The following is a 22121-nucleotide window of genomic DNA, read 5'->3' on the forward strand; positions in this document are numbered from 1 at the left end:
GCTGTTATAGCTAAACATCATCATTACGCAGACAGTTTTTCATTGGCCGAAGCAATCTGTTCATAGTATATTTACTCACCACCTCAGACACCTTAGAGCACCTTAGCATTTTACCTCGGGTGTCCTTACATGTCTTAGGTGGTAAATTATGCTGCATAACTACCTCAAACGCCTTAGGCCAACTAAGCATTTACCTCAGGTGTCCTTACATGTCTTAGGTGGTAAATTATGCTGCATAACTACCTCAAACGCCTTAGGCCAACTAAGCATTTACCTCAGGTGTTCTTACATGTCTTAGGTGGTAAATTTTAACCATTTATTCCATCAATCATTATCTTAGTACCATGATATACCGCGAAGCACAGCTAACCGACATTCCCCAAATTCAGGTGGTAAGGCATACCGTTAAAGAAAATACCCTTTCAAACCCTGCACTGGTTACCGATGCAGATTGCGAAGACTTTATTACCCGCCGTGGTAAAGGCTGGGTATGCGAAATAAATGGTGAAGTAATTGGCTTCGCCATTGTCGACTTACAAGAACACAACGTTTGGGCTTTGTTTTTAAGGCCCGAATACGAAGGTAAAGGCATTGGTAAAACATTGCATCGCTTAATGCTCAATTGGTATTTCGATCAAAGCCAAACAAACCTTTGGCTCGGAACCGCGCCACACACCCGTGCCGAAAGGTTTTATGGTTTACAGGGTTGGCAAACCACTGGCATAGTAAATAAAGGCGAAGTTAAATTCGAAATGAGCTATGCTGACTGGTTAAAATTAACAAAGTAATTGAAATGCTTGACTTTTAATATCAGGTAAAATTATAACGGAACACAAAGGCACCAGAACACCAAATGATTATTTCTTTGTGTCTTAGTGCCATTGTGGTAAAAAACTTAGCTATTCCAGATAAAAGGAGCCTGCTTTGTAAAGCTAAGATCTTTTAACTGATCAATTATAAACTGTGCAAGACTAGCAGCATTAATCTGATCGCCGGTACAATTGATTAACCCCGTGCCCATTGGTGTTTGTTCGTCAGTTTGCATAATCAGCGGCAAACGGATTAAAGTCCAGTCCAGCTTACTTTCAGTCAGGATGTCATATTCCTTTTGTCTGTTGGCAGTCGACACCGGAAAATGATCATACATCCATTGGGTAGCTAAGCGGGTCTTTTCGTCCTTGTTATCTAAAGGCGCATCTACATTCAAACCCGTTAATGCGATATAGCGCTTTAAGCCCAACCATTCCATAGCGGTAATAATGTTTACAGTCGATTGGGTAAATATGGTTTTCTCACTCGCCGGATTGCCTAAACCCAGCGCACTGATTACCACATCGCAACCATTGATAAGACCGCGCACCACATCGCTGTCGCCAACATCGCCTGTGGTAACCGTTAAAGCTGAATGATTAAATTTGATTTTTTCCGGATTTCTGACCAGGGCTTTTACCGGGAAGTTTTGCGCCAGCAGCGCTTTTAAAATATAAGTACCAGCTTTACCTGTAGCACCAATTAAAGCAATTTTTAAATCTTGCATGATGTTCTCTTTATAAAATTTAGAAAATAATGTTTTAACCCTGTATCGGAGGATAAGGGAAATTCAGAACAGGGTTCTGTCGGGGAAATATTTTATAAAGAGATTTTAATGAGACTAATATACGAAATTTTCCGTCATTTCGGCCCATTAATGGTAATCTAACGGCGTACTCCGTCATCTCGACCGGAGCATAGCGGAGTGGAGAGATCTAAATTCAAAACAATCCCAATATAGATTTCTCGACTTCGTTACACTTCGCTCGAAATGACGGTTACTCCAAGGAGTTAAAAATTTAATCCCTAAACTTCCTCATAAAGTTGCTTACGCTTTCTTCCAAATTACCTTCGGCAATGGCTTTAACGAAAGCGGTACCGATAATAGCACCATTGGCGTAGCTGCAGGCTTTATCGAAAGTCTGTTTATCGCTGATCCCGAAACCAATCATCGTTGGGTTTTTCAGGTTCATGGCTTTAATGCGGCCAAAATAAGCTTCGGTGGTATCACCTACTTCTAAATTTTTACCCGTAGTAGCTGATGATGAAAGCAGGTAAATAAAGCTGTTGGTTAGTCCGTCAATTTTATGGATGCGTTCTTCAGCGGTTTGCGGGGTAATCAGAAATACATTGCTCAGGTTGTGTTTTTCAAAGCATTCCTGGTAAAATTCTTCATACTCTGCCATCGGCAAATCAGGTACAATACAGCCATCTACCCCTACTTCGGCACAGGCTTTACAAAAGTTTTCTACACCAAACTGCAAAACAGGGTTCACATAGCCCATCAGTAAAACCGGGATAGTTACATTTTTACGTAAGTCTTTCAACTGCTCGAAAAGCACCTTAAGCGTCATCCCCTGATCTAAAGATTGCTTGCTGCTGGCCTGAATCACAGGTCCGTCGGCAACAGGATCTGAATAAGGGAATCCGATTTCGAGTATATCGGCACCCGATTTTTGCAAAGCTTCGGCAATTTGAATGGTATCGCCCAAATTAGGATAACCAGCGGTATAATAAATTGATAATATATTTTTCTTCTCCTGGAAGAGTTTTTTGATTCTGTTCATGTTCTGAGATTTGAGATGTGAGACTTGAGATGTGAGACTTGAGGTATTAGACCTTCAGCGCATTGCTGGAAAATCCGACTTCTCATATCTCATATCTATCGTCAAAAATCTATAAGTTAAAATATTTAATATACGTATCCAGATCCTTGTCGCCACGGCCAGATAGGCAAACCACAACATTTTCGCCACCTTTAAATTCCATTTTTTCCAGGTAAGCCAATGCGTGTGCACTTTCTATCGCCGGGATAATGCCTTCCAGTTTGGTGCACAATAATCCCGCTTCCAGACTTTCGTCATCAGTAATGGAAACATATTGGCCACGACCGGTTTTAAACAAATGCGCATGTTGCGGACCAATACCAGGGTAATCCAGTCCGGCAGAAACCGAATGTGGCTCTACCACCTGACCATCTTCTGTTTGCATTAAAATACTGCGGCTACCGTGTAAAACGCCTTCTTTACCCAGATAGGTTGTTGCAGCTGAGAATCCACTCGAAACGCCTTTACCTGCAGCTTCTACAGCGATGAGTTTCACATTTTCATCGTCCATGAAGTGATAAAACATCCCCATGGCATTACTACCACCACCTACGCAAGCCAGAACGTAATCGGGTTGGTCGCTACCGGTTTGTTCCAGTAGTTGTTTTTTAGTTTCTTCTGAAATGATAGACTGAAAAATGGCTACCATATCAGGGTAAGGGTGCGGTCCCACTACCGAACCAATGATATAATGCGTATCAACCGGGTTGTTAATCCAGTCGCGCATGGCCTCATTAGTAGCGTCCTTTAAAGTTTTACTACCCGAACTTGCCGGTACAACCTTTGCACCCAGCATTTTCATACGGGCCACATTCGGTGCCTGACGCTCAATATCTACCTCGCCCATGTAAATTACACACTCCAGGTTACGCAACGCACAAACCGTAGCCGTAGCCACACCATGCTGACCAGCGCCCGTTTCGGCAATGATCCGTTTTTTGCCCAGTTTCTCGGCCAATAAAATCTGTCCGATAGTATTGTTAATTTTATGTGCTCCGGTATGGTTCAAATCTTCTCTTTTCAGGAAAATATTGGCGCCATACTTTTCAGAATACCTTTTGGCCAGATACAATGGCGAAGGGCGGCCAACATAATCTTTTAACAGCTGATGAAACTCCTTTTGGAATTCAGGATCAGCAATAATCTTTAAATAATTCTGACGCAGTTCTTCTACATTCGGATAAAGCATCTCGGGGATGTACGCGCCTCCAAAATCTCCGTAATATCCTTTTTCGTTTACTTTGTATTTCATATGTTCTCAACTAGTTTGTCACATTGATGGCTTTTAAAGATAAGTCGTCATTCCCGCGCAGGCGGGAATCTTAAAGCGTATGCATTACGATTCCCAATCAAGTTGGGAATGACGGATCAACTTATATTTTAATCGACTTCATGATGACATTATTTTGTAGTCATTTCTTTTATAAATTCTTTAATTTTTTCAGCATCCTTCAGGCCTGGTTCCGTTTCGAACCTGCTGTTAATATCTAATGCATATAAACGATCGTCGTTTATATTTTTAATAGCAGTGGTATGCTCCAAATCAATTCCACCGCTTAAAAAGTAAGGTTTAGTGTAAGTATATCGGTCTAAAACAGACCAATTGAAGGTTTCGCCCGATCCGCCATGTGCCTTCGTTTTGGTATCGAACAGAAAATAATCTGTTGTAGCTGAGTAAGCTTCCAAAGCCGAAAAATCAAAATCTTCATCTATCCCAAAAGCTTTAATCACTTCTAAATTAGGAAAGTCTGATTTTAGTCCGGCACAATATTCAGGCGTTTCGCTCCCATGCAACTGAACGGCCTTTAACTTTAAGGAGCTTATTTTCTCCTTTACAGTTTCAATGTCTTCGTTCACAAATACGCCTACAGTTTTAATTTCCGCTGGAATGTATTTGATTAGTTCTGCCGAAACATCGCTGATTACTCTCGGAGATTTTTCATAAAAGATAAAGCCCAGATAATCGGGTTGCAATCCGGCAATCGCAGCAATATTCGCGGCTAAACGCATGCCGCAAACCTTTAGTTTTAGCATGCCAGTAATTGTTTAAAACTGTGTAACGCTTTTTTGCTCATCAGCGATTCTTCTGCTTCGTAATAGCAATCGGCAAATGACAGTTCTGGTTTTATCGTCCGGATGGCCAATGCCGAATTGCAAAGTACCACGTTATTCTGTACATCTGTGGCCTCACCATTCAGTACATCCATAAATATTTTAGTCGATGATTCTACCGTATCTCCTCCTTTAATTGCATTTACATCAACTTTTTCGAAGCCCATATCCTCGAGGGTTAAAATCTGCTCACCTTTGTTGCTAAAGGTTTTCACATCACAGGTAAGCGAAACTTCATCGTAGCCCTCCAATGCGTGCACAATAGTATAATTTTTATCGGTATCCTGATATAAATAAGCATACAGGCGGGCCAGCTCCAGGCTAAATACGCCTACCATCTGGTGTTTGGGCTGCCCCGGGTTAACCATTGGTCCCAGCATATTAAAAAAGGTTTTCACGCCAAGTTCTTTCCTTATTGGCGCTACAATTTTCATGGCCGGATTAAAAAGTGGTGCATGTAAAAAGCAAATGCCTGCTGCATCTAAATTACGCTTTAAGGTAGCTTCATCATTAGTAAAGCTATAGCCCAGGTATTCCATCACGTTTGATGATCCACAGCCCGAAGAAACACCGTAGTTGCCATGTTTGGCTACATGATGACCTGCACCTGCCACCACAAACGATGATAAAGTAGAAATATTGAAGGTGTCTTTGCCATCGCCACCAGTACCGCAAAGGTCAATCAGCTCGTAAGCAGAAAGGTCTACCTTTACGCACATATCCAGCATGGCATCTCTAAAGCCCTGCAACTCCTGCACCGTAATATTTCGCATGGCATAGGCCGTAATAAAAGCTGCAATTTGCGAGGAATTAAAAGCACCTTCCGAAATGGAAATTAAGATGTTTCTGGCCTCTTCCCTGCTAAAGCTTTTGTTCTCAAATAAATGGTTTAATATCTTTTTCATGTTTATTGCTCAATCCCATGGTTCGTGTCCGCACGAACCATTTATTTAAACTCCGTTTCGTGAAGACACGAAACGTGGCGTTGTTAAAAAATATCACAAAAAAAGAGGATTGCTTTCCGGGCAATCCTCTTCGTTGTGTATAAAATATTTTAAAATATATAACAATAGAAATGCCTAACGAATTTCGTTATGCCACCACCAATTGTTATTTAAGTTTTTAATTATCATGTTTGTATAAAGCAAATATTGATATACTTTTTTAATATTCCAAAATCTTTCTGAAAATATATGGCCTTTTTTAAAAGAAAAGTACAGTTTAACGATGATTTCGGTTTCGGATCCAATCCTGTAGCCAAAAATCAGCGCATGCTTAACCCCGATGGCTCAGCCAATATAGAGCGTACCGGCCTGCCCTGGTTTAAATTCGATGATACTTACACACGCCTGGTTACCATGAGCTGGCCCCGTTTCTTTCTGGTTATTCTGGTGGCCTACCTCCTGGTCAACACTTTATTTGCCATACTTTATAACCTCATCGGGATCGAAAATTTAGTTGGCGCAAATGGCATTACGCTGCGCGATCAGTTTTTTGATGCCTTTTTCTTTTCGGCCCAAACCATCTCTACCGTAGGTTACGGACACATTTCGCCGCAAGGCTTTATTACCAGTGTGCTGGCTGCTTTCGAGAGTATGCTTGGTCTGCTGGCCTTTGCCCTCGCCACAGGTTTATTGTATGGCCGTTTTAGCCGCCCTACTTCAAAAGTTAGTTTCAGCAAAAAAATGGTGATAGCCCCTTACGAAGGTGGCCATGGCCTAATGTGCCGGTTGGTTAATTTACGCCGCAACCAGCTCATTGAAGTGGAAGTACAAATGGTGATGTCGTACAATGAAATTGTTGATGATAAACAGGTAAGACGTTTTTATCCGCTGCATCTGGAGCGTGATAAAATCAGTATCCTCTCTTTAAACTGGACATTGGTGCATCCTATTACGGAAGAGAGTCCTTTATTCGAAAAATCATTGATCGAATTGCAACTGGCCGAAGTTGAGGTATTTGTGATGCTAAAAGCTTTTGATGATACTTTTGCCCAAACCATCCATACACGTACCAGTTACCAGGACGAAGAAATTGAAATGGATGCACGCTTTGAGAAAATGTATTATCATAACGAGGCCGGTAAAATGGTAATGGATTATAGTAAACTGGACGAGGTTACGCGAACGGTGTAAATGACAAACAAGTTTAAGCACCTAACTTCCTTTGCAATTACGTCATTTCGAGCGGAGTGCAACGAAGTCGAGAAATCTAATTAAAGATCTCTCCATTTCGCTGCGCTTCAGTCGAGATGACGATTTTCTTTTAAGGCCCATTAATGATAGTTGAGATTTGTACTGGCACCTATAAAACTCAAAATATCCTCATATAACTGGTTTCCACCAAAAATCATCTGGCTAATCATTGGCACGTGGCTTTTGCCTTTAATTTCTTTCAACTCAACCGGAACGCCGTTGGCTTTTAGTGTTTCGTACAGTTTTGGCGTTTGCAGTTTTATGGCACCATAAGTTTTAGCGCCATAAAAAAGCAGGTGTGGATTTTTGATCTCGTTTACATATTCCATCGGCGATGCGGTTTTCCAAACCTCAACCTGTTCTGTAAAGGTTCTAATGAAATCGAAATAAAAATGATCTTTTTCGGCAGTGGTTAAATATTCGTGCATGTCAAGTCCGAAAGGATCGTTTAGAATTACCCCTTTAATCGGATTCGGTATGCCTGCCTTTTTAAAATATTTAGGGTCGGCATTAATCAGTTCAGCCAGGTGCCCGCCTGCCGAATGGCCCATTACAAAAATCTTATCGGAACTTGCAGAATAATCAGCTATATGTGCTTTAACCCATTTGATCGCTAGGGCGCAATCATCTGCCATTTTTTGATACTGTACATTTGGTGCCAGAGGGTAATTGATAATAACCGTAACCACTCCTTTGCGTGCAAAATTACGGCCCAGCCACCAGTAGGTTTCTTTCTTTCCGCTACTCCAGGAGCCTCCATGAATAAAAACCAATACCGGCTTACTCTTGATGCTATCGTTTTTGTAAAAAATGTTCAGTGTATTGGCTTCATCGGTATTGCCTGCGTAATTTATATTTTTTACCTTTTTAACCTGAGCCGAAGCGAGTATAGTCTGGAACAAAAGCATTAATAAAACAAGGGATTTATACATAATCAGGATTTAGCATCGCTAGTGTAAATAAACGAAATTGTTGTAAGGGTGGATTTTTGGAATAGTATCAAGAAGGCCGTATTAAGTATCAAGACAAATTAAATCACATTAAGCGCTCACCCTTAAACCCTACACCTTAAACCTTTTTACCCTTTAATCAGCGGATTCTTCTCTTTCGCAAACAAATCAAACACCTTTTTATCTACAAAAGCCGGGAAGAGTTTATTCATCCATACGGCCAGTTTCCCTTGCCTGGTCATTACCAAAGTGCGTTTACGCTGTTCAATACCATCGGCAATAATGCTGGCTACCTCTTCCGATGACATCATTTTACCTTCGTCCATACTGGTTTCGCCATGGGCTGCGCCATCTTTTGATAAGGCCGTTACACGAATGTTCGAAGCCGTAAAGCCGGGGCAGGCTACCATTACATTTACACCTGTTTTAAGCAACTCTGTACGCAACGACTCCATAAAACCATTCATGGCAAACTTAGAAGCCGAATAACCTGTACGGCCCGGTAAGCCCCGGTAACCCGCAATTGATGATACGCCTACCACTGTTCCTTTGGTTTTTAAGATTTCGGGTAAGGCATATTTGGTGCAATACACTGTTCCCCAGAAATTCACGTCCATCAGGTTTTTCAGCACGGATAAATCCAGATCGTTAAACAAAGCGCGCATCGATAAACCGGCATTATTAACCAGAATATCAATTTTTTGAAAGGAAACGAGCGTTTGTTTAATAATCAATTCGCAATCGGCTTCTTTACTCACATCGGCTTGTACGGCAACCGCCCTGATGCCATATTTTTTTTCTAAATCGGCGGTAATTTCGCAAAGGGTAACGTATTGACGGGCTGCTAAAACCAAATTGGCACCGCGTTTGGCAAATTCTTCGGCACAGGCTTTTCCAATTCCGCTTGATGCGCCTGTAATGATGATTACTTTATCTTTTAAGTTCATTTATGTTGTTGGTGAGTATCAAGTAGTAAGTAGTGAGTATCGGGTACAAGTATAGAGTAGCAAGTATGGGGTATCGAGTATCAAGTACGGAGTAGCAAGTATTGAGTAGTTCGCATTTAAACAAGTCTAGCTACCTGATACTTACTACAAGTCTAGCTACTTGATACTTGCTACTTAATACTTGTTACTAGTTTATTTCATCATCGCAGTTTCGTAAGGTACACGGGTAACAATCGAACGGCCCAGGGTAATTTCATCGGCATATTCGAGTTCGCCACCAAAAGCAATTCCGCGCGCAATAGTGGTAACCGGCACATTAAATTCTTTCAGTCTTTTGTAGAGGTAAAATAAAGTGGTATCGCCCTCCATATTGGGACTTAATGCTAAAATAATTTCTTTAATACCTCCGGCAGCTACACGGTTAACCAAACCATCGATAAATAAATCAGAAGGCCCTATCCCATCCATCGGCGAAATTAAGCCGCCTAAAACATGGTAAACGCCAAAATATTGTCCGGTATTTTCGATGGCCATTACATCACGCGTATCTTCTACAACACAAATGGTTTCTTTGTCGCGTTTGTGCGAGGTACAGATTTCGCACACCGCATAATCAGAAATATTATGGCAGGTTGTACAGTGTTTAATCTGTTGTTTAAGTTTAATAAATGTATTGCCAAACTGGTTTACCTCCTCCTGTTCTTTGCTTAAAAGATGTAATACCAGGCGTAAAGCGGTTTTTTGTCCTACACCAGGCAGTTTCGAAAATTCGTTTACTGCATCCTCGAGTAGTTTGGATGAAAAATTCATAGTACAAAAATAGGGAAAAGGTTTATTAGTTCAATAGTCATTAATGAGAGGTTTAATCGGTTAATTGTTGAAATCGGTTAACTGACAATTGCAAATTGATACTCGTTCAATCGTTCATTGCTCATTAGTTCATTAGGCTATTTGACTTCCAGCTCCGGACTCCTGACTTCCGACTTGATGTATTGCTTCATTTAATAGTTTTCTTTACATTTATCAGCTTAAAACAAAACTATGTCACCAACCATCCTATTGTGCTTTCTAATTGGCTACTTCCTGCTACTGATTATTATTTCCTTTGTAACCTCACAAAAATCGTCAGACAATAATACTTTCTTCGTTGCCAACAGAAACTCTAAATGGTACCTGGTAGCCTTTGGAATGATTGGAACGGCACTTTCGGGGGTAACTTTTATCTCGGTACCCGGAGAGGTTGGTGCACCCAGCGGAAACCAGTTTCAGTATTTTCAGTTTGTATTGGGTAATGCAGTTGGCTTTATCATTATTGCCACGGTTTTACTACCGCTGTACTACCGGATGAATTTAACTTCCATTTACAGTTACATTGAAAAGCGATTGGGCCACTACAGTTATAAAACTGCTGCCTCGATATTTTTATTAAGCAGAACACTTGGATCGGCCACACGCTTGTACCTGGTTGTGATTGTTTTACAGCGCTTTATATTCGACAATTATGGCATTCCGTTTTGGTTAACGGTTTTAATTTCTTTAGCCTTAATCTGGTCGTACACTTTTAAAGGCGGCTTAAAAACCATTATTATTACCGATACCCTGCAAACGTTTTTCCTGGTTTTATCGGTTTTCTTAACCATTTATTTTATTTGCAACAGTCTGGATTTCAGTATCCCACAGGCATTTGAAACCGTAAAAAACAGCAGCTATTCTAAAATATTCTTCTTGGATGATTTCCTCACCAACAAGTTCTATTTCAGTAAACAATTTATTGGTGGTATTTTTGTAACCATTGCCATGACAGGCCTCGATCAGGATCTGATGCAGAAAAACCTGAGTATGAGTACCATTAAAGAAGCACAGAAAAACATGTTCACCTTTACCGGTGTATTTGTCATCTTGAATGTTTTCTTTTTAAGTGTAGGTGCATTATTATATATCTATGCCAGCAAAAACGGCATCGATATTCCTTTAGATCACATTACCGGTAAACCACGTACCGATTTATTGTTCCCCGAAATTGCCTTGAATAACCTCGGCTCCGTTCCGGCCATTATTTTTATGTTGGGCTTAACAGCAGCTACTTTTGCCACAACCGATTCGGCCTTAACTGCATTGACCACTTCTTTCTGTGTCGACTTTTTAGGCATGGATAAAGCCAAAAATATCGATGAAAAAAGTGCCGTTAAAAAGCGTCACACGGTACACATAGCCTTTTCAGTACTCATGTTTCTGGTGATTATTGTGATTAATGCACTAAACAGTTCATCAGTAGTGAGTTTAATTTTTACCATTGCCTCTTATACCTATGGCCCGCTTTTAGGCTTGTACAGTTTTGGATTGTTTGTAAAAAAACGCGGCCTTCACGATAAATTAGTACCGATAGTTTGCATATTATCGCCTTTTTTATGTTACTTGCTTGCAAGCAATTCGGCCGCATTATTGGGCGGATATGTTTTTAGTGTTGAACTGATTTTAATTAATGGTTTAATCACATTTATAGGTTTGTTGTTCATCAGCAAAAAGACTGATGCCCAAACCAGATTTTAATATTTAGCATTACAGTATATGACGAGTGAAGAAAAAATCAGAAGTGCTTTTGAGAACAAAGACTGGCAAGAAATTAAAGTAACCGATTCGTGGCAGATTTTTAAAATTATGGCCGAGTTTGTAGACGGTTTTGAAAAACTGGCTAAAATCGGTCCTTGTGTTACCATTTATGGGTCGGCCCGCACCGCCCAAACCCACCGCTACTACCAATTGGCTGAGCAATGCGGCAAGTTATTAACCGATCGTGGTTACGGGGTAATTACCGGTGGTGGACCGGGTATTATGGAAGCCGGGAATAAAGGCGCGCATACCAACGGCGGTAAATCGGTAGGTTTAAATATTGAGTTACCTTTCGAACAATTCCACAATAAATATATCGACCACAATAAGCTACTGGAGTTCGATTACTTTTTCGTACGTAAAGTAATGTTCATGAAATACAGTCAGGGTTTTGTGGTTTTACCTGGTGGCTTTGGTACCATGGATGAGCTTTTCGAAGCCCTAACCTTAATCCAGACCGGTAAAATTGCCCGTTTCCCGATTGTATTGGTAGGTGTTGATTATTGGGGTGGATTAATTGACTGGATTAAAGGCACTATGCTACAGAAAGAGCACAATATCCACGAAGAAGACTTAAACCTTTTCCGCCTGGTTGATACCGCAGAAGAAGCCGCCGAGCATATTTTCCGTTTCTACGATAAGTATGTGTTGAAGCCGAATTTCTAGTGCAAGAGGTTCAATTGGTATGGTTAATCGGTTAATTGTTTAAATCGGTTAACTGTAAATTGTAAACTGAAACTGGTTAATCGGTTAATTGTTTAAATCGGTTAACTGTCAACTGAAAACTGGTAACTGAAACTGGCTAATCGGTTAATTGTTTAAATCGGTTAACTGAAAACTGCCAATTAATAACTGAAAAAAGTGCTTACAAACAATAAGCACTTTTTTTATGTAACATCTGAAAGAAAGTGCTATCTAAAAATAAACGCAATTAAGATGTCGAAATTTATCAACTGGAAAAGCGATTGGTTTAGCGGAAACTTTCATTTGTTTGTAGATGGGCTCCAAAAAGGGGCTATTACTTTCACAATGTGGACAAGCAATGCCGAAAGTATGTTTGAAGACAAGAACTATCAATTTGCGAACGAAGGGTTTTGGCAATCAAGAACTAAGGTAATCGACAAAAAAACAAACGAGGTGCTTGCCATAATTACTTACGACAGCTGGAAATCGAAAGCGCTAATCAGTTTAAACACCGGCGAACAGTACGAATGGAAATGAACCGGCGTATGGAAATCGCAATGGACTGTAAGTAATTACAAAGATGAGCACATCATGTATACTTCAAGCAGTAACAGTGGCGCAATCTCTTCTGACACAGATAATAAATTATTGATAATAGCTGGCCTATTTATTAAACAAGTCTACAACAAACGTGCAGTTTTTGTTATTGCCTGCATGGTTCCGGTTATCACAACAACCATTAGCCGCCACCACGGTTAGTCATTTTAAATCTTTTGGGCGATGGAACAGGTATTATTTTGGCGAAAAGGTTTATTTGATAGCAGCTATCAGGTATTTGATCAACAGCAACTGAAATTTTCGATGAATTTTAGTTCATGGCAAAACTCTGCCATTGCCACTACACAAGCCGGAATTTACCTGTTAAAAAGTGAAGGTTTTGCCAGGCCTGAAACCCGGATTTTAAACAACCAGAATGAAACTTTAGCTACGATTACCTACGATTGGCTGGGTTTTAAAGCCAGGATTGTATTCGCATCTGGCGAAACGTTCGACTGGCGCTACCAGAACAGCTGGCTAAGTCGATGGTCGCTTAATAACCTTAAAGATAAACAGATTCTGTTCAGTGCATCAGCCGGAAATGGTAACATCCACAGCAGTGTTGATGATGATATGCTGGTACTTACCGGGCTTTTTATCCGCGAGTATTATTCGAGGATCTTGTTTGGGCTAATGCTTCTGGTGATCTTTCTGATTGGCTTTAGGAATATTTTTTAGCTAACTGCCTGGCTAAAACTTACGAAGTCTTTCCTTCGTTCTTCCTCCTTCAGACTTCGTAAGCTACCCTAAAATCTCCTGTATTTTTTCTGTCGGGCGGGCAATAACGGCCTGATCACCTGAAATTACAATTGGTCGTTCAATTAGAATCGGGTGTTTAACCATTGCTTCAATCCATTCGGCATCAGTTAGCGTTTTACCCTTATAGTTATCGATGAAAGCCTGCTCCCCTTTTCTGATGAGTGCTAAAGGTTTAATGCCCAGTTTGGCTACAATAGCGGTGAGTTCGGCTACGTTTGGTGGCGTATCGAGATAATAAACTACTTCAAATTCTTTTCCGCTTTTTTCGAGCTCCTGCAAAGCGCAACGGCTTTTGCTACACCTGTTATTGTGGTAGATGGTAATCATTTCGAATGTTATTTATAATCCGCTTACACCGCCGCTCACCACCAGTTTCATGGCATCGGCAGCAGTCATTTTTAAGTCGGTAACTTTATTGCGTTGTACAATACACAACTGACCGGCAAATGAATAGGAAAGCGGAAAATAAACCGCTACTTCATCGGGTAAATCAAGTTTATGTAAATCGTTCTGCGTTAAAAAACCAATCTTTTTTAAACCGCCCTCAACCTCAACCAGTACGGGGTGGTTAAATTTCTTTTCGTCGCCAACAAAGGCTTCGGTTAAATCTTTTATAGAGGAGTAGATGAAATTAAGCAAAGGCAGGCGGTGCATCATCCGCTGAAACCAGTTGTACATGGGTTCGGTAACCAGGTTGGTTACAAAAATACCTGCCAGCAAAATAATGGTAACAACGGTAAGCAAGCCCAGGCCAGGTATGTTCCTGCTTTCGCCGGTAAGTGGATTAACGCCAAATACATTCTTTACGTTTAACCAGCTATCCACGGTGGTAACCGCCCAGACTACAATAAAAATACTTACGGCAATGGGTACCACAATTAATAATCCTTTAATCAGATAGTTTAAAATGGCTTTCCCTACTTTGTTCATGGTGCAAATTTAGCACTTTTTTTGTTCATTGGTTCATTAGCCATTGGTTCATTAGTAAAACCCATAGTCACACCCTATCGGTTGGTGTTCCACCGACCGAAATAAATCATCAAATATCGGATGTTATGTAGACAATAAAGTTAAAATAGCTCTTCGACTCTGCCACCATTGACAGGCCCTATAGAAAAATCGTCATTTCGACTGGAGCCGGCCGGTTCTTCACCGGTGGCGGAATGGAGAAATCTTTTCGAGTTAGATTTAGCTTCGCTGAGCACTTCGTGGTTCTCGACTACGTTGCACTCCGCTCGAAATGACGATCCCTTAATGCTGATCCTGTCATTCCAATTCTAGTGTTTTTTTCTAGAACTGACTTCTCGAAATGACGACCCCGGAAAGGCTGTCACTACCCCACCAATGAACTATTGAACAACTGAACCAATGAATTAGTTATTCATAAAAATAAACCCTTTTAACCCTTTGCGATATATTGGTTAAGATCTCGTAAGGTATGGTATTTACATCGCTGGCCAATTGCATGATGGTATGCTCTTTATTAAAAACAATAGCTTCATCGCCGGCTTTAATATCGATCCCGGTGATATCCAGCATCGTCATATCCATGCAAATTGAGCCTATGGTAGGCACCAGATTACCGTTGATGAGCATTTTACCTACCCCATTGCCAAAAGCCCTGCTGTAGCCATCGGCATAGCCAATTTTTACGGTTGCAATCTTGCCTCCATGGGGCATAACGCCCTTACGACTGTAGCCAACCGTTTCGCCAGGCTCCAATGTTTTAACCTGACTGACCGTGGTTTTAAGTACCATAACGGTTTGCAACCCTCGGTTGTGTGGCAATGCCGAATCGAAACCGTACAAACCGATACCCAGACGTACCATATCCATTTGGCCTTCGGGCCAGCGCGAAATGCCCGAGGTATTGGCAATATGCAACAAAGGTTTGTAAGTTAATGCTTCCAATAATTGTTGTGCCATAATATTAAACCTTTCAATTTGTTGTTGGGTAAAACCATCATGTTCGGCCTCGCCACTGGCCACCAGGTGCGAGAAAATGCTCTGTACTTTTACTTTGGCATTATCTTTTAACAAGCCGGTTAAGGTGCTAATTTCCGATTGATCAAAGCCTAAACGGTGCATCCCGCTATCAATCTTAATGTGAATGGGGTAATCAAAATCGTAATCAGAAAGCGCATTAATAAAACTGTTCAGAATATCAACACCGTAAATTTCAGGTTCTAACTGATGTTTGATAATCGCCTCGAAAGCAGATTCTTCGGGGCTCATCACCATGATAGGCAGTGTAATACCGGCTTTCCGTAAGGCAATTCCTTCATCAGCATAGGCTACGGCCAGGTAATCTACCTTATGGAACTGCAGTAAATTGGCGATCTCAAAACTGCCACTGCCATAAGAAAAGGCCTTTACCATAGCCATTATTTTCACACCCGGTTTAATTTTTGAACGGTAAAACTGCAGGTTACCAACCATGGCATTCAAATCAATCTCTAAAACGGTATCGTGTATTTTCTGGGTAAGTAGCTTGCTGATACGACCAAACTCAAAGCGCCTCGCTCCTTTTACGAGAATGGTTTCATGACTAAACTGTAAACCCGGGAAAGCTTCTACAAAGGCATTGGTATCATCGAAAAACTGGGTTTCGAATTTAAAAAGATCAGCAAAACGGGCAATATGGGTACCGATTCCTATCAATCGGTTTACTTTTTTCTGCAAAAGCAGCTCAGCTATTTCGGTATATAAATCGAGGTCGTCTCTTCCGGTTTCAAATAACTCGGAAAGGATAACGGTTTTGCGCGCATGCTGGTTCTGCTGGTTCAGAAAATCGAGGGCAATGGCCAGTGAAGAAATATCAGCGCTGTAAGAATCGTCGATAATGGAACACTGGTTAATCCCGTTTTTAAGCTCGAGGCGCATGCTAACATGGCTCAGTTTTTCCAAACGTAGATCGGCTTGCTCAGGCGTATATCCCAAGGCCAGTAAGGTAGCCCAGCAAATCATGCCGTTTTCAATCGAAGCCTTATCCTTAAATGGCAATAAACATTCTATTTCACGATTTTGATAAATGGCCCTCAGGTAACAATTACCTTCAATCGGCTCCACCGCAATCACCTGTAAATCGGCCGCTTGTTTACTGCTCCAGCTAAATTGTTTTTTACCGGGTAACTCTTTAAAACTTACTTCGCTTACATATTCAGGCGAATAAATAAAAAGTTCGCTCTCTTTAAAAAGCTTCAGCTTTTCAGTGAGCTTTTCCTTCTTCGAGCTAAAACCTTCGGCATGTGCCTCGCCAATATTGGTTAAAATACCGATTTCCGGCCGGATAATTTTAGCAAGGCTTTCCATTTCATTTACTGCCGAAATACCAGCTTCGAAAATCCCTAAAGTATGGTCAGCATCAATTTGCCACACCGAAAGCGGCACACCAATTTGCGAGTTATAACTTTTAGGACTTTTTACAATATTAAAATCGGCTGCCAACAACTGGTATAACCATTCTTTCACGATGGTTTTGCCATTACTGCCGGTAATCCCAATGGTTTTAAGGTTAAATTGTCTGCGGTGCTCAATGGCCAGTTGCTGCAAGGCTGCTAAAGCATCGTTAACTTTTAAAAAATTACAATCAGGATATTGGGCAATGTATTTTTCGTCGGTGATAACAAAATTGCGGATTTCTTTGGCGTAAGCATCTTTAATAAACTCATGCCCGTCGCGATGCGCTGCTAGCGCAAAAAAGATCGAATTTTCAGGAACAAGTACGGATCGGCTATCGATTACCAAATACTGAATAACCACCTCGCTATCAATTAATTTAGCATCTGCTTTTAAAATTTCGGCTATTCTGGCAATGGTATATATGGGGTTCTGCATGCTATTTTTATTCAGAAAATAGGGTAATCGTTTATATTTTTACGAATTTCAGTAAATAATTATGAAAAGCGGTAAACAAGAGGGTATAATATTAGATAAAAAGCAGGCATTGGCCAAGGCCGAAAGTTTTTGCGTGTATCAGGAGCGCTCGCAAAAGGAAGTGCGCAGTAAATTGTTAGAGCTGGGTATGCGGGGCGATGAACTGGAAGAAATTATTACAGACCTGATTCTGAACAATTTTTTAAATGAAGAAAGGTTTGCCCTGAATTACGCTTCCGGAAAATTTAACATCAAACACTGGGGTCGGGTTAAAATTAAACAGGGTTTAAAACTGAAAGGTGTTCCGGATAAGCTGCTGCAAAAAGCAATTTATAGCCTGGATGAAGACGATTATCTACTCACTTTGGAAAAACTGGCAGTAAAAAAAGCAGAAAGTTTGAGCGAAAATGATCCCTTTAAAAGAAAAATGAAGCTGATGAGCTATCTTCAGGCAAAAGGATTTGAAACTGATTTAATTTTACTAGTACTGAAAGCCAGCAGTTTAAACTAAATATTAAATTTTTAATAAAAAATCTCTTGACAGATATATAAATCTGCCTATATTTGCATCACCAAAACGAAACAACAACATCAGTTTTGTAAATGCGAAAGTAGCTCAGTTGGTAGAGCACGACCTTGCCAAGGTCGGGGTCGCGAGTTCGAATCTCGTCTTTCGCTCCAAAAAAATGCCTTCCTACCAGAAGGCATTTAATTTTAAAGTTAACCAAGCCGATGGATATCGGCAGCGGCTAATGCTCGGGTGGTGGAACTGGTAGACACGCAGGACTTAAAATCCTGTGCTTTCAAAGGCGTGCGGGTTCGATTCCCGCCCCGAGTACAACAAAAAAATCGAACGAAAAGCCTTGATGAAAATCGAGGCTTTTTTGTTAAAAAGCTACTGGTTCCAGTTGAAGTCCTGCCAAACTTGAGGTACTACCCTTACCTTCCTGTAAGGAAACAGAAATGGTGTAACGTCCTGGCTTATCAAAGTGTAACCAGCCCATTGGATACCAATGATATACTGAAGATGCACTTTGTTGATTCTGAATAAATTGTTTTCCGTTTACAGTTATTCGCCACACAATTTTATTTTCCCCTTTATAATTTAGTTGTGTCTGGTAATAGCCGGGCTTCAAAATATCTGCTGTCCAGGTAGCATCTCCTGAGGGATTCCAGTTGGTGAATCGATCTACATGCTTCCACTCACCAAATTTTTCCATCCAATGCTCATCGCTCTTTTTCACCTGATCATTGGCTACTGCGAATACCCCCTCCAATACAGTTGGCATTTGTGGATCAATATTCAGTGTTTCATCAGCTTTTGGTAAACCGGCAAGATTTATCTCAATTACTGACACCATTTTTTCTGGTGCTTTGACCGGAATATTCACAATATAGCAATTGTTATCTCCTTTTTTATAAGCTAAACTTTCTCTCTTCCCGTTATTAAGAAGTGCCATATTTTTTATTGCTGATTGAAGCCCCGGGATATACAACTTTCCGGAAGCTGGCCAATTATAAATTAATAAAGAAATGGAATTCCCTCTGGTTACTGCATCGCCCCAAGGCAGCGCATGCCCCCATGGCGACCGGCCGCTTTTATATACAATTTCAGGATAGCGTTTAATCCAGTTCCCTGCACTTCTTAGGGCCAAAGCAGCTGGCTGTGGTACCGTCCCATCACCTTTAGGACCAATATTAAGCATATAATTACCACCTCTGGCTATGGTAGAGAGTGCGTTGGTTAAAATGGTTTTGGGCGATTTCCAATTTTCATCATACCAGGCATACCCCCACGAATCATTGGTAACATCAACTGATTCCCAAAGCCCCGGAACATTTTTGCGGGGTACTTCCATATCACCTAACGTACTATAATCACCTAAACCATGTCCTACCCGGCCAGACACAAAGGCTCCCGGCTGGTTTTTATGTACAACATCTACCAGTTTTTCTACATATTTTTTCCCAATATCTCCAGGGGTATCAAACCATACCAACGCTAAGGGGCCGTAATCAGTTGTAATCTGCTCAACCTCTGGCAGGCACCGATTATTAAAATATGCATCGAAATCTACGGCCTTTCCATCAGCATCCTTTTGCGGCCCGCCATTACCACCTGGCGTAGTCCAGTCCTGATACTGAGAATAATAAAACCCGAATCCTATTCCGCCTTTTTTACAGGCCACAGACAGCTCTTTCATTATATCCCGTTTAAACGGTGTTGCATCTACAATATTAAACTTTGAAACCTTAGAGTGAAACATGGCAAACCCATCATGGTGTTTACTCGTAATAATGATGTATTTCATCCCTGCATCTTTAGCTACAGCCACTATACTATCTGCATTAAACCGGGCTGGGTTAAAATCATTAACACCACGCATATACTCATCTACAGGCGCACCGGCCATATTCTTATTGAGCAACCATTCCCCAATTCCGTAATAGGTTTTACCTTTCCATACATTTGCCAAATGTGAGAAATAGCCAAAGTGTATAAACATGGCATAGCGCCCTTCTTTAAAGATTTTTCCACGGGCATTATCATCCAATTTAGCAGTAGCATTTCCATTCCACATTTCATTCATTCCTGTGTTTTGTGCAGAAGCCAATTGAGAAAGAAATAATACGCCTACTGCAAGCGATAAGATTTTGAAACGATTTTTTGTTTTTTGCATGATAAAAGATTATCTATAAATATAATGTTGTTACCGGTTATCTCTTCTAATTAGTTTATACAAGCACCATTCTACAACAATTTTCCTGAAGCTATACCAGATAATTCTAAAGAGCTGTTTTTTTGCTTGACTTCACCTATAGTGCAATTAAACTTCAATTTTTACCTGATTTTCCTCTAAATTACACAATAGACTGATAATGAAAACATAAAACCCATTAACTGACAACTCCATCAGGCTTTGGCCATAGGTAAAATTTCTTAAAAACTATATTCAAAAAGAATTTTAAATAAAAAATCTGGACTTTTAAACAAACCCACCTGATGATGTATTGCCGAACTTTGTTTCATCAAATTTTGAAAAATGAAAAACAAAGAAACAGTTTTGGTAACCGGAGGCTCAGGATTTATTGCCTCTTATTGCATGATTGCGTTATTAAATAATGGATACCAGGTAAAGGCTACACTTCGTTCGCTCAAGAAGGCAGATCTGGTAAAACAAATGTTAAGTGAAGGTGGCATCAATAATTTCGATAACTTATCTTTCGCCGAAGCCGACCTGGAAAATGAATCCAGTTGGGAAAAAGCGGTTGAAGGCTGCCAATATGTAATCCATGTGGCCTCGCCTACCCCCTATACCAATGCCACTACCGAAGATGATTTTGTAATTCCGGCTAAAAACGGGGTACTTTTTGTATTGCGCGCAGCCAAAAAGGCCGGCGTAAAAAGAGTGGTATTAACCTCGGCCTTTGGTGCGGTGGGCATGGGTACGGTAAAAACTAAGCCTTATACAGAGGCAGACTGGACGGTTTTAAATGATACGGTAGCCCCTTATCAAAGATCGAAAACCATTTCGGAAAAGGCAGCCTGGGATTTTATCGCCTCCGAAGGTGCAGGCATGGAACTGGCAGTGGTTAACCCGACAGGTGTTTTAGGTCCTGTCCTCTCCAATGATTTTTCGCACTCGATTCAGAGCATCAGACAAATGCTCAATGGCGAAATGAAAGCCTGTCCTAAAATCATATCGGCCTATGTGGATGTACGCGATGTAGCCGATTTACATTTTAAAGCCATGACCTTACCACAGGCCAATGGTCAGCGGTTTATTGCGGCAGCTGGTGAAGGCTACTCGTTGATTGATATTGCAAAAGTACTGAAGAAAAATCTGGGCGAAAAAGCCGCTAAGGTGCCCACAGCTGAATTACCCAGCTGGCTGATTAAATTGCTGAGTATATTTAATCCAAAACTGAAAGCAGTTGCCCCTTATTTAGGCATGGTGAAACGCGCCAGCAGCGAAAAAGCCATTAACCTATTGGGCTGGAAACCCCGCAGCACCGATGAGGCAATTTTGGCGACTGCAAATAGTTTAATTAAATTAGGTATCGTAAAATAGAAGCAGCATGAAAATAATCATTACCGGCACCACCGGCTTAGTTGGCGAAGGCGTTCTGTTGGTTTGCCTCGAAAACCCTTTGGTTACAGCGGTGCTGGCCATTAGCCGGAAGCCCCTGAACCTGAAGCATCCAAAATTAAATGAACTGCTCGTTAAAGATTTCGCTGAAATTAAAAACTACAACAGCCTGCTAATGGCTTACGACGCCTGTTTCTTTTGTGCAGGCGTAAGCTCAGTTGGCGAAGATGAGGCTTCGTTTACCCGCAAAACCTACGATTTTGTTGTACCATTTGCCGAAACACTTGCAAACATTCAACCGGAAATGACTTTCATATACGTTTCGGGCAACCGGACTGACAGTAGCGAACAGGGCAAAGTAATGTGGGCCCGCGTAAAGGGGCGTACGGAGAATGCATTGCTTAAACTGCCATTTAAAGCCGTTTATAACTTCAGGCCGGGCTTTATGCGACCGGTTAAAGGGCAAAAAAACGTCAGGTTTATTTACCATATCTTTGATGCCTTGTCGTTTTTATGGTACCTCCTATTCCCCAACTGGATTTGCACCATGCGCGAAGTAGGTTTGGCGATGATCCAATGTGTAGCCAAGGGCTACGATAAACCCATTCTCGAAGTCAGCGACATTAAGTCGCAGGCTAAATCGTGAAATATTTTAAATGGTAGA

General features: G+C 41.0%; 21 protein-coding genes and 2 tRNA genes. 11 read left to right on the plus strand and 12 right to left on the minus strand.

Annotation, left to right across the window (positions count from 1 at the left end; genetic code table 11):
- The first annotated feature begins 344 nt into the window (after positions 1-344).
- Positions 345-788, plus strand: coding sequence for a GNAT family N-acetyltransferase (locus OC25_RS23245; protein WP_039481526.1), 444 nt, complete (start codon positions 345-347; stop codon positions 786-788).
- A gap of 107 nt (positions 789-895) precedes the next feature.
- On the opposite strand, the gene OC25_RS23250 is transcribed toward OC25_RS23245, so the two are convergent.
- The 5 genes from OC25_RS23250 to trpD form a co-directional block, all read right to left on the minus strand.
- Positions 896-1537 (minus strand): NAD(P)-dependent oxidoreductase, encoded by a 642-nt coding sequence (locus tag OC25_RS23250; protein ID WP_039481529.1) that lies wholly within the window; start codon positions 1535-1537, stop codon positions 896-898.
- Between the two features lie 292 nt (positions 1538-1829).
- A complete protein-coding gene (trpA, locus tag OC25_RS23255; RefSeq protein WP_039481532.1) occupies positions 1830-2597 on the minus strand; it encodes a tryptophan synthase subunit alpha in 768 nt (255 codons plus the stop codon).
- Between the two features lie 109 nt (positions 2598-2706).
- A complete protein-coding gene (gene trpB, locus OC25_RS23260) occupies positions 2707-3888 on the minus strand; it encodes a tryptophan synthase subunit beta (RefSeq protein ID WP_039481536.1) in 1182 nt (393 codons plus the stop codon).
- Between the two features lie 149 nt (positions 3889-4037).
- Positions 4038-4670, minus strand: a complete 633-nt coding sequence (locus tag OC25_RS23265; RefSeq protein ID WP_039481539.1) for a phosphoribosylanthranilate isomerase — start codon at positions 4668-4670, stop codon at positions 4038-4040.
- Positions 4664-5653, minus strand: a complete 990-nt coding sequence (trpD, locus tag OC25_RS23270) for an anthranilate phosphoribosyltransferase (RefSeq protein ID WP_039481542.1) — start codon at positions 5651-5653, stop codon at positions 4664-4666. Before trpD ends, OC25_RS23265 begins: the two co-directional genes overlap by 7 nt.
- A 288-nt stretch (positions 5654-5941) precedes the next feature.
- Here trpD and OC25_RS23275 point away from each other — a divergent pair, with 288 nt between their 5' ends.
- On the plus strand, positions 5942-6883 hold the full coding sequence (locus OC25_RS23275; RefSeq protein WP_039481545.1) for an ion channel: 942 nt from the start codon (positions 5942-5944) through the stop codon (positions 6881-6883).
- A 140-nt stretch (positions 6884-7023) separates the two neighbouring features.
- On the opposite strand, the gene OC25_RS23280 is transcribed toward OC25_RS23275, so the two are convergent.
- The 3 genes from OC25_RS23280 to recR all read right to left on the minus strand — a co-directional run bounded on the left by OC25_RS23280 (position 7024) and on the right by recR (position 9650).
- Positions 7024-7875, minus strand: a complete 852-nt coding sequence (locus tag OC25_RS23280) for an alpha/beta hydrolase (RefSeq protein WP_039481548.1) — start codon at positions 7873-7875, stop codon at positions 7024-7026.
- Positions 7876-8021: 146 nt separating this feature from the next.
- Positions 8022-8840 (minus strand): SDR family oxidoreductase, encoded by an 819-nt coding sequence (locus tag OC25_RS23285; protein WP_039481552.1) that lies wholly within the window; start codon positions 8838-8840, stop codon positions 8022-8024.
- A gap of 192 nt (positions 8841-9032) precedes the next feature.
- A complete protein-coding gene (gene recR, locus OC25_RS23290; RefSeq protein ID WP_039481556.1) occupies positions 9033-9650 on the minus strand; it encodes a recombination mediator RecR in 618 nt (205 codons plus the stop codon).
- Between the two features lie 231 nt (positions 9651-9881).
- Here recR and OC25_RS23295 point away from each other — a divergent pair, with 231 nt between their 5' ends.
- From OC25_RS23295 to OC25_RS23310, 4 genes are all read left to right on the plus strand, one after another.
- On the plus strand, positions 9882-11390 hold the full coding sequence (locus tag OC25_RS23295; protein WP_039481560.1) for a sodium:solute symporter: 1509 nt from the start codon (positions 9882-9884) through the stop codon (positions 11388-11390).
- 18 nt (positions 11391-11408) lie between these two features.
- Positions 11409-12116, plus strand: coding sequence for an LOG family protein (locus OC25_RS23300; protein WP_029278019.1), 708 nt, complete (start codon positions 11409-11411; stop codon positions 12114-12116).
- Between the two features lie 270 nt (positions 12117-12386).
- Positions 12387-12671: a hypothetical protein gene (locus OC25_RS23305; RefSeq protein WP_039481568.1), complete on the plus strand. Its 285-nt coding sequence runs from the start codon at positions 12387-12389 to the stop codon at positions 12669-12671.
- A gap of 243 nt (positions 12672-12914) precedes the next feature.
- Positions 12915-13409, plus strand: coding sequence for a hypothetical protein (locus OC25_RS23310; RefSeq protein ID WP_039481571.1), 495 nt, complete (start codon positions 12915-12917; stop codon positions 13407-13409).
- Between the two features lie 63 nt (positions 13410-13472).
- On the opposite strand, the gene arsC is transcribed toward OC25_RS23310, so the two are convergent.
- From arsC to OC25_RS23325, 3 genes are all read right to left on the minus strand, one after another.
- A complete protein-coding gene (arsC, locus tag OC25_RS23315; protein WP_039481574.1) occupies positions 13473-13817 on the minus strand; it encodes an arsenate reductase (glutaredoxin) in 345 nt (114 codons plus the stop codon).
- Positions 13818-13829: 12 nt separating this feature from the next.
- A complete protein-coding gene (locus tag OC25_RS23320) occupies positions 13830-14420 on the minus strand; it encodes a DUF502 domain-containing protein (protein WP_039481577.1) in 591 nt (196 codons plus the stop codon).
- Between the two features lie 447 nt (positions 14421-14867).
- A complete protein-coding gene (locus OC25_RS23325) occupies positions 14868-17327 on the minus strand; it encodes a bifunctional UDP-N-acetylmuramoyl-tripeptide:D-alanyl-D-alanine ligase/alanine racemase (RefSeq protein ID WP_039481581.1) in 2460 nt (819 codons plus the stop codon).
- Between the two features lie 61 nt (positions 17328-17388).
- Between OC25_RS23325 and OC25_RS23330 the strand changes: the two genes are divergently transcribed.
- From OC25_RS23330 to OC25_RS23340, 3 genes are all read left to right on the plus strand, one after another.
- Complete coding sequence (locus tag OC25_RS23330; protein ID WP_039481585.1) at positions 17389-17877, plus strand: regulatory protein RecX; 489 nt, start codon at positions 17389-17391, stop codon at positions 17875-17877.
- Between the two features lie 94 nt (positions 17878-17971).
- Positions 17972-18047, plus strand: a tRNA-Gly gene (locus tag OC25_RS23335).
- 73 nt (positions 18048-18120) lie between these two features.
- Positions 18121-18204: transfer RNA gene (locus tag OC25_RS23340), tRNA-Leu, on the plus strand.
- A gap of 49 nt (positions 18205-18253) precedes the next feature.
- Here the strand turns inward: OC25_RS23340 and OC25_RS23345 are convergent.
- On the minus strand, positions 18254-20047 hold the full coding sequence (locus OC25_RS23345; protein ID WP_039481588.1) for an alpha-L-fucosidase: 1794 nt from the start codon (positions 20045-20047) through the stop codon (positions 18254-18256).
- A 363-nt stretch (positions 20048-20410) separates the two neighbouring features.
- Here OC25_RS23345 and OC25_RS23350 point away from each other — a divergent pair, with 363 nt between their 5' ends.
- Entirely contained in the window at positions 20411-21439 is a 1029-nt protein-coding gene (locus OC25_RS23350; protein ID WP_039481591.1) for an SDR family oxidoreductase, read from the plus strand.
- Between the two features lie 7 nt (positions 21440-21446).
- The gene (locus OC25_RS23355) at positions 21447-22103 is read left to right on the plus strand and encodes a Rossmann-fold NAD(P)-binding domain-containing protein (protein WP_039481594.1); all 657 of its coding nucleotides are present in this window, start codon (positions 21447-21449) and stop codon (positions 22101-22103) included.
- Positions 22104-22121 lie beyond the last annotated feature (18 nt).

Origin of the sequence: Pedobacter kyungheensis, from assembly GCF_000812965.1 — a bacterium.
Taxonomy (GTDB): Bacteria; Bacteroidota; Bacteroidia; order Sphingobacteriales; family Sphingobacteriaceae; genus Pedobacter; species Pedobacter kyungheensis.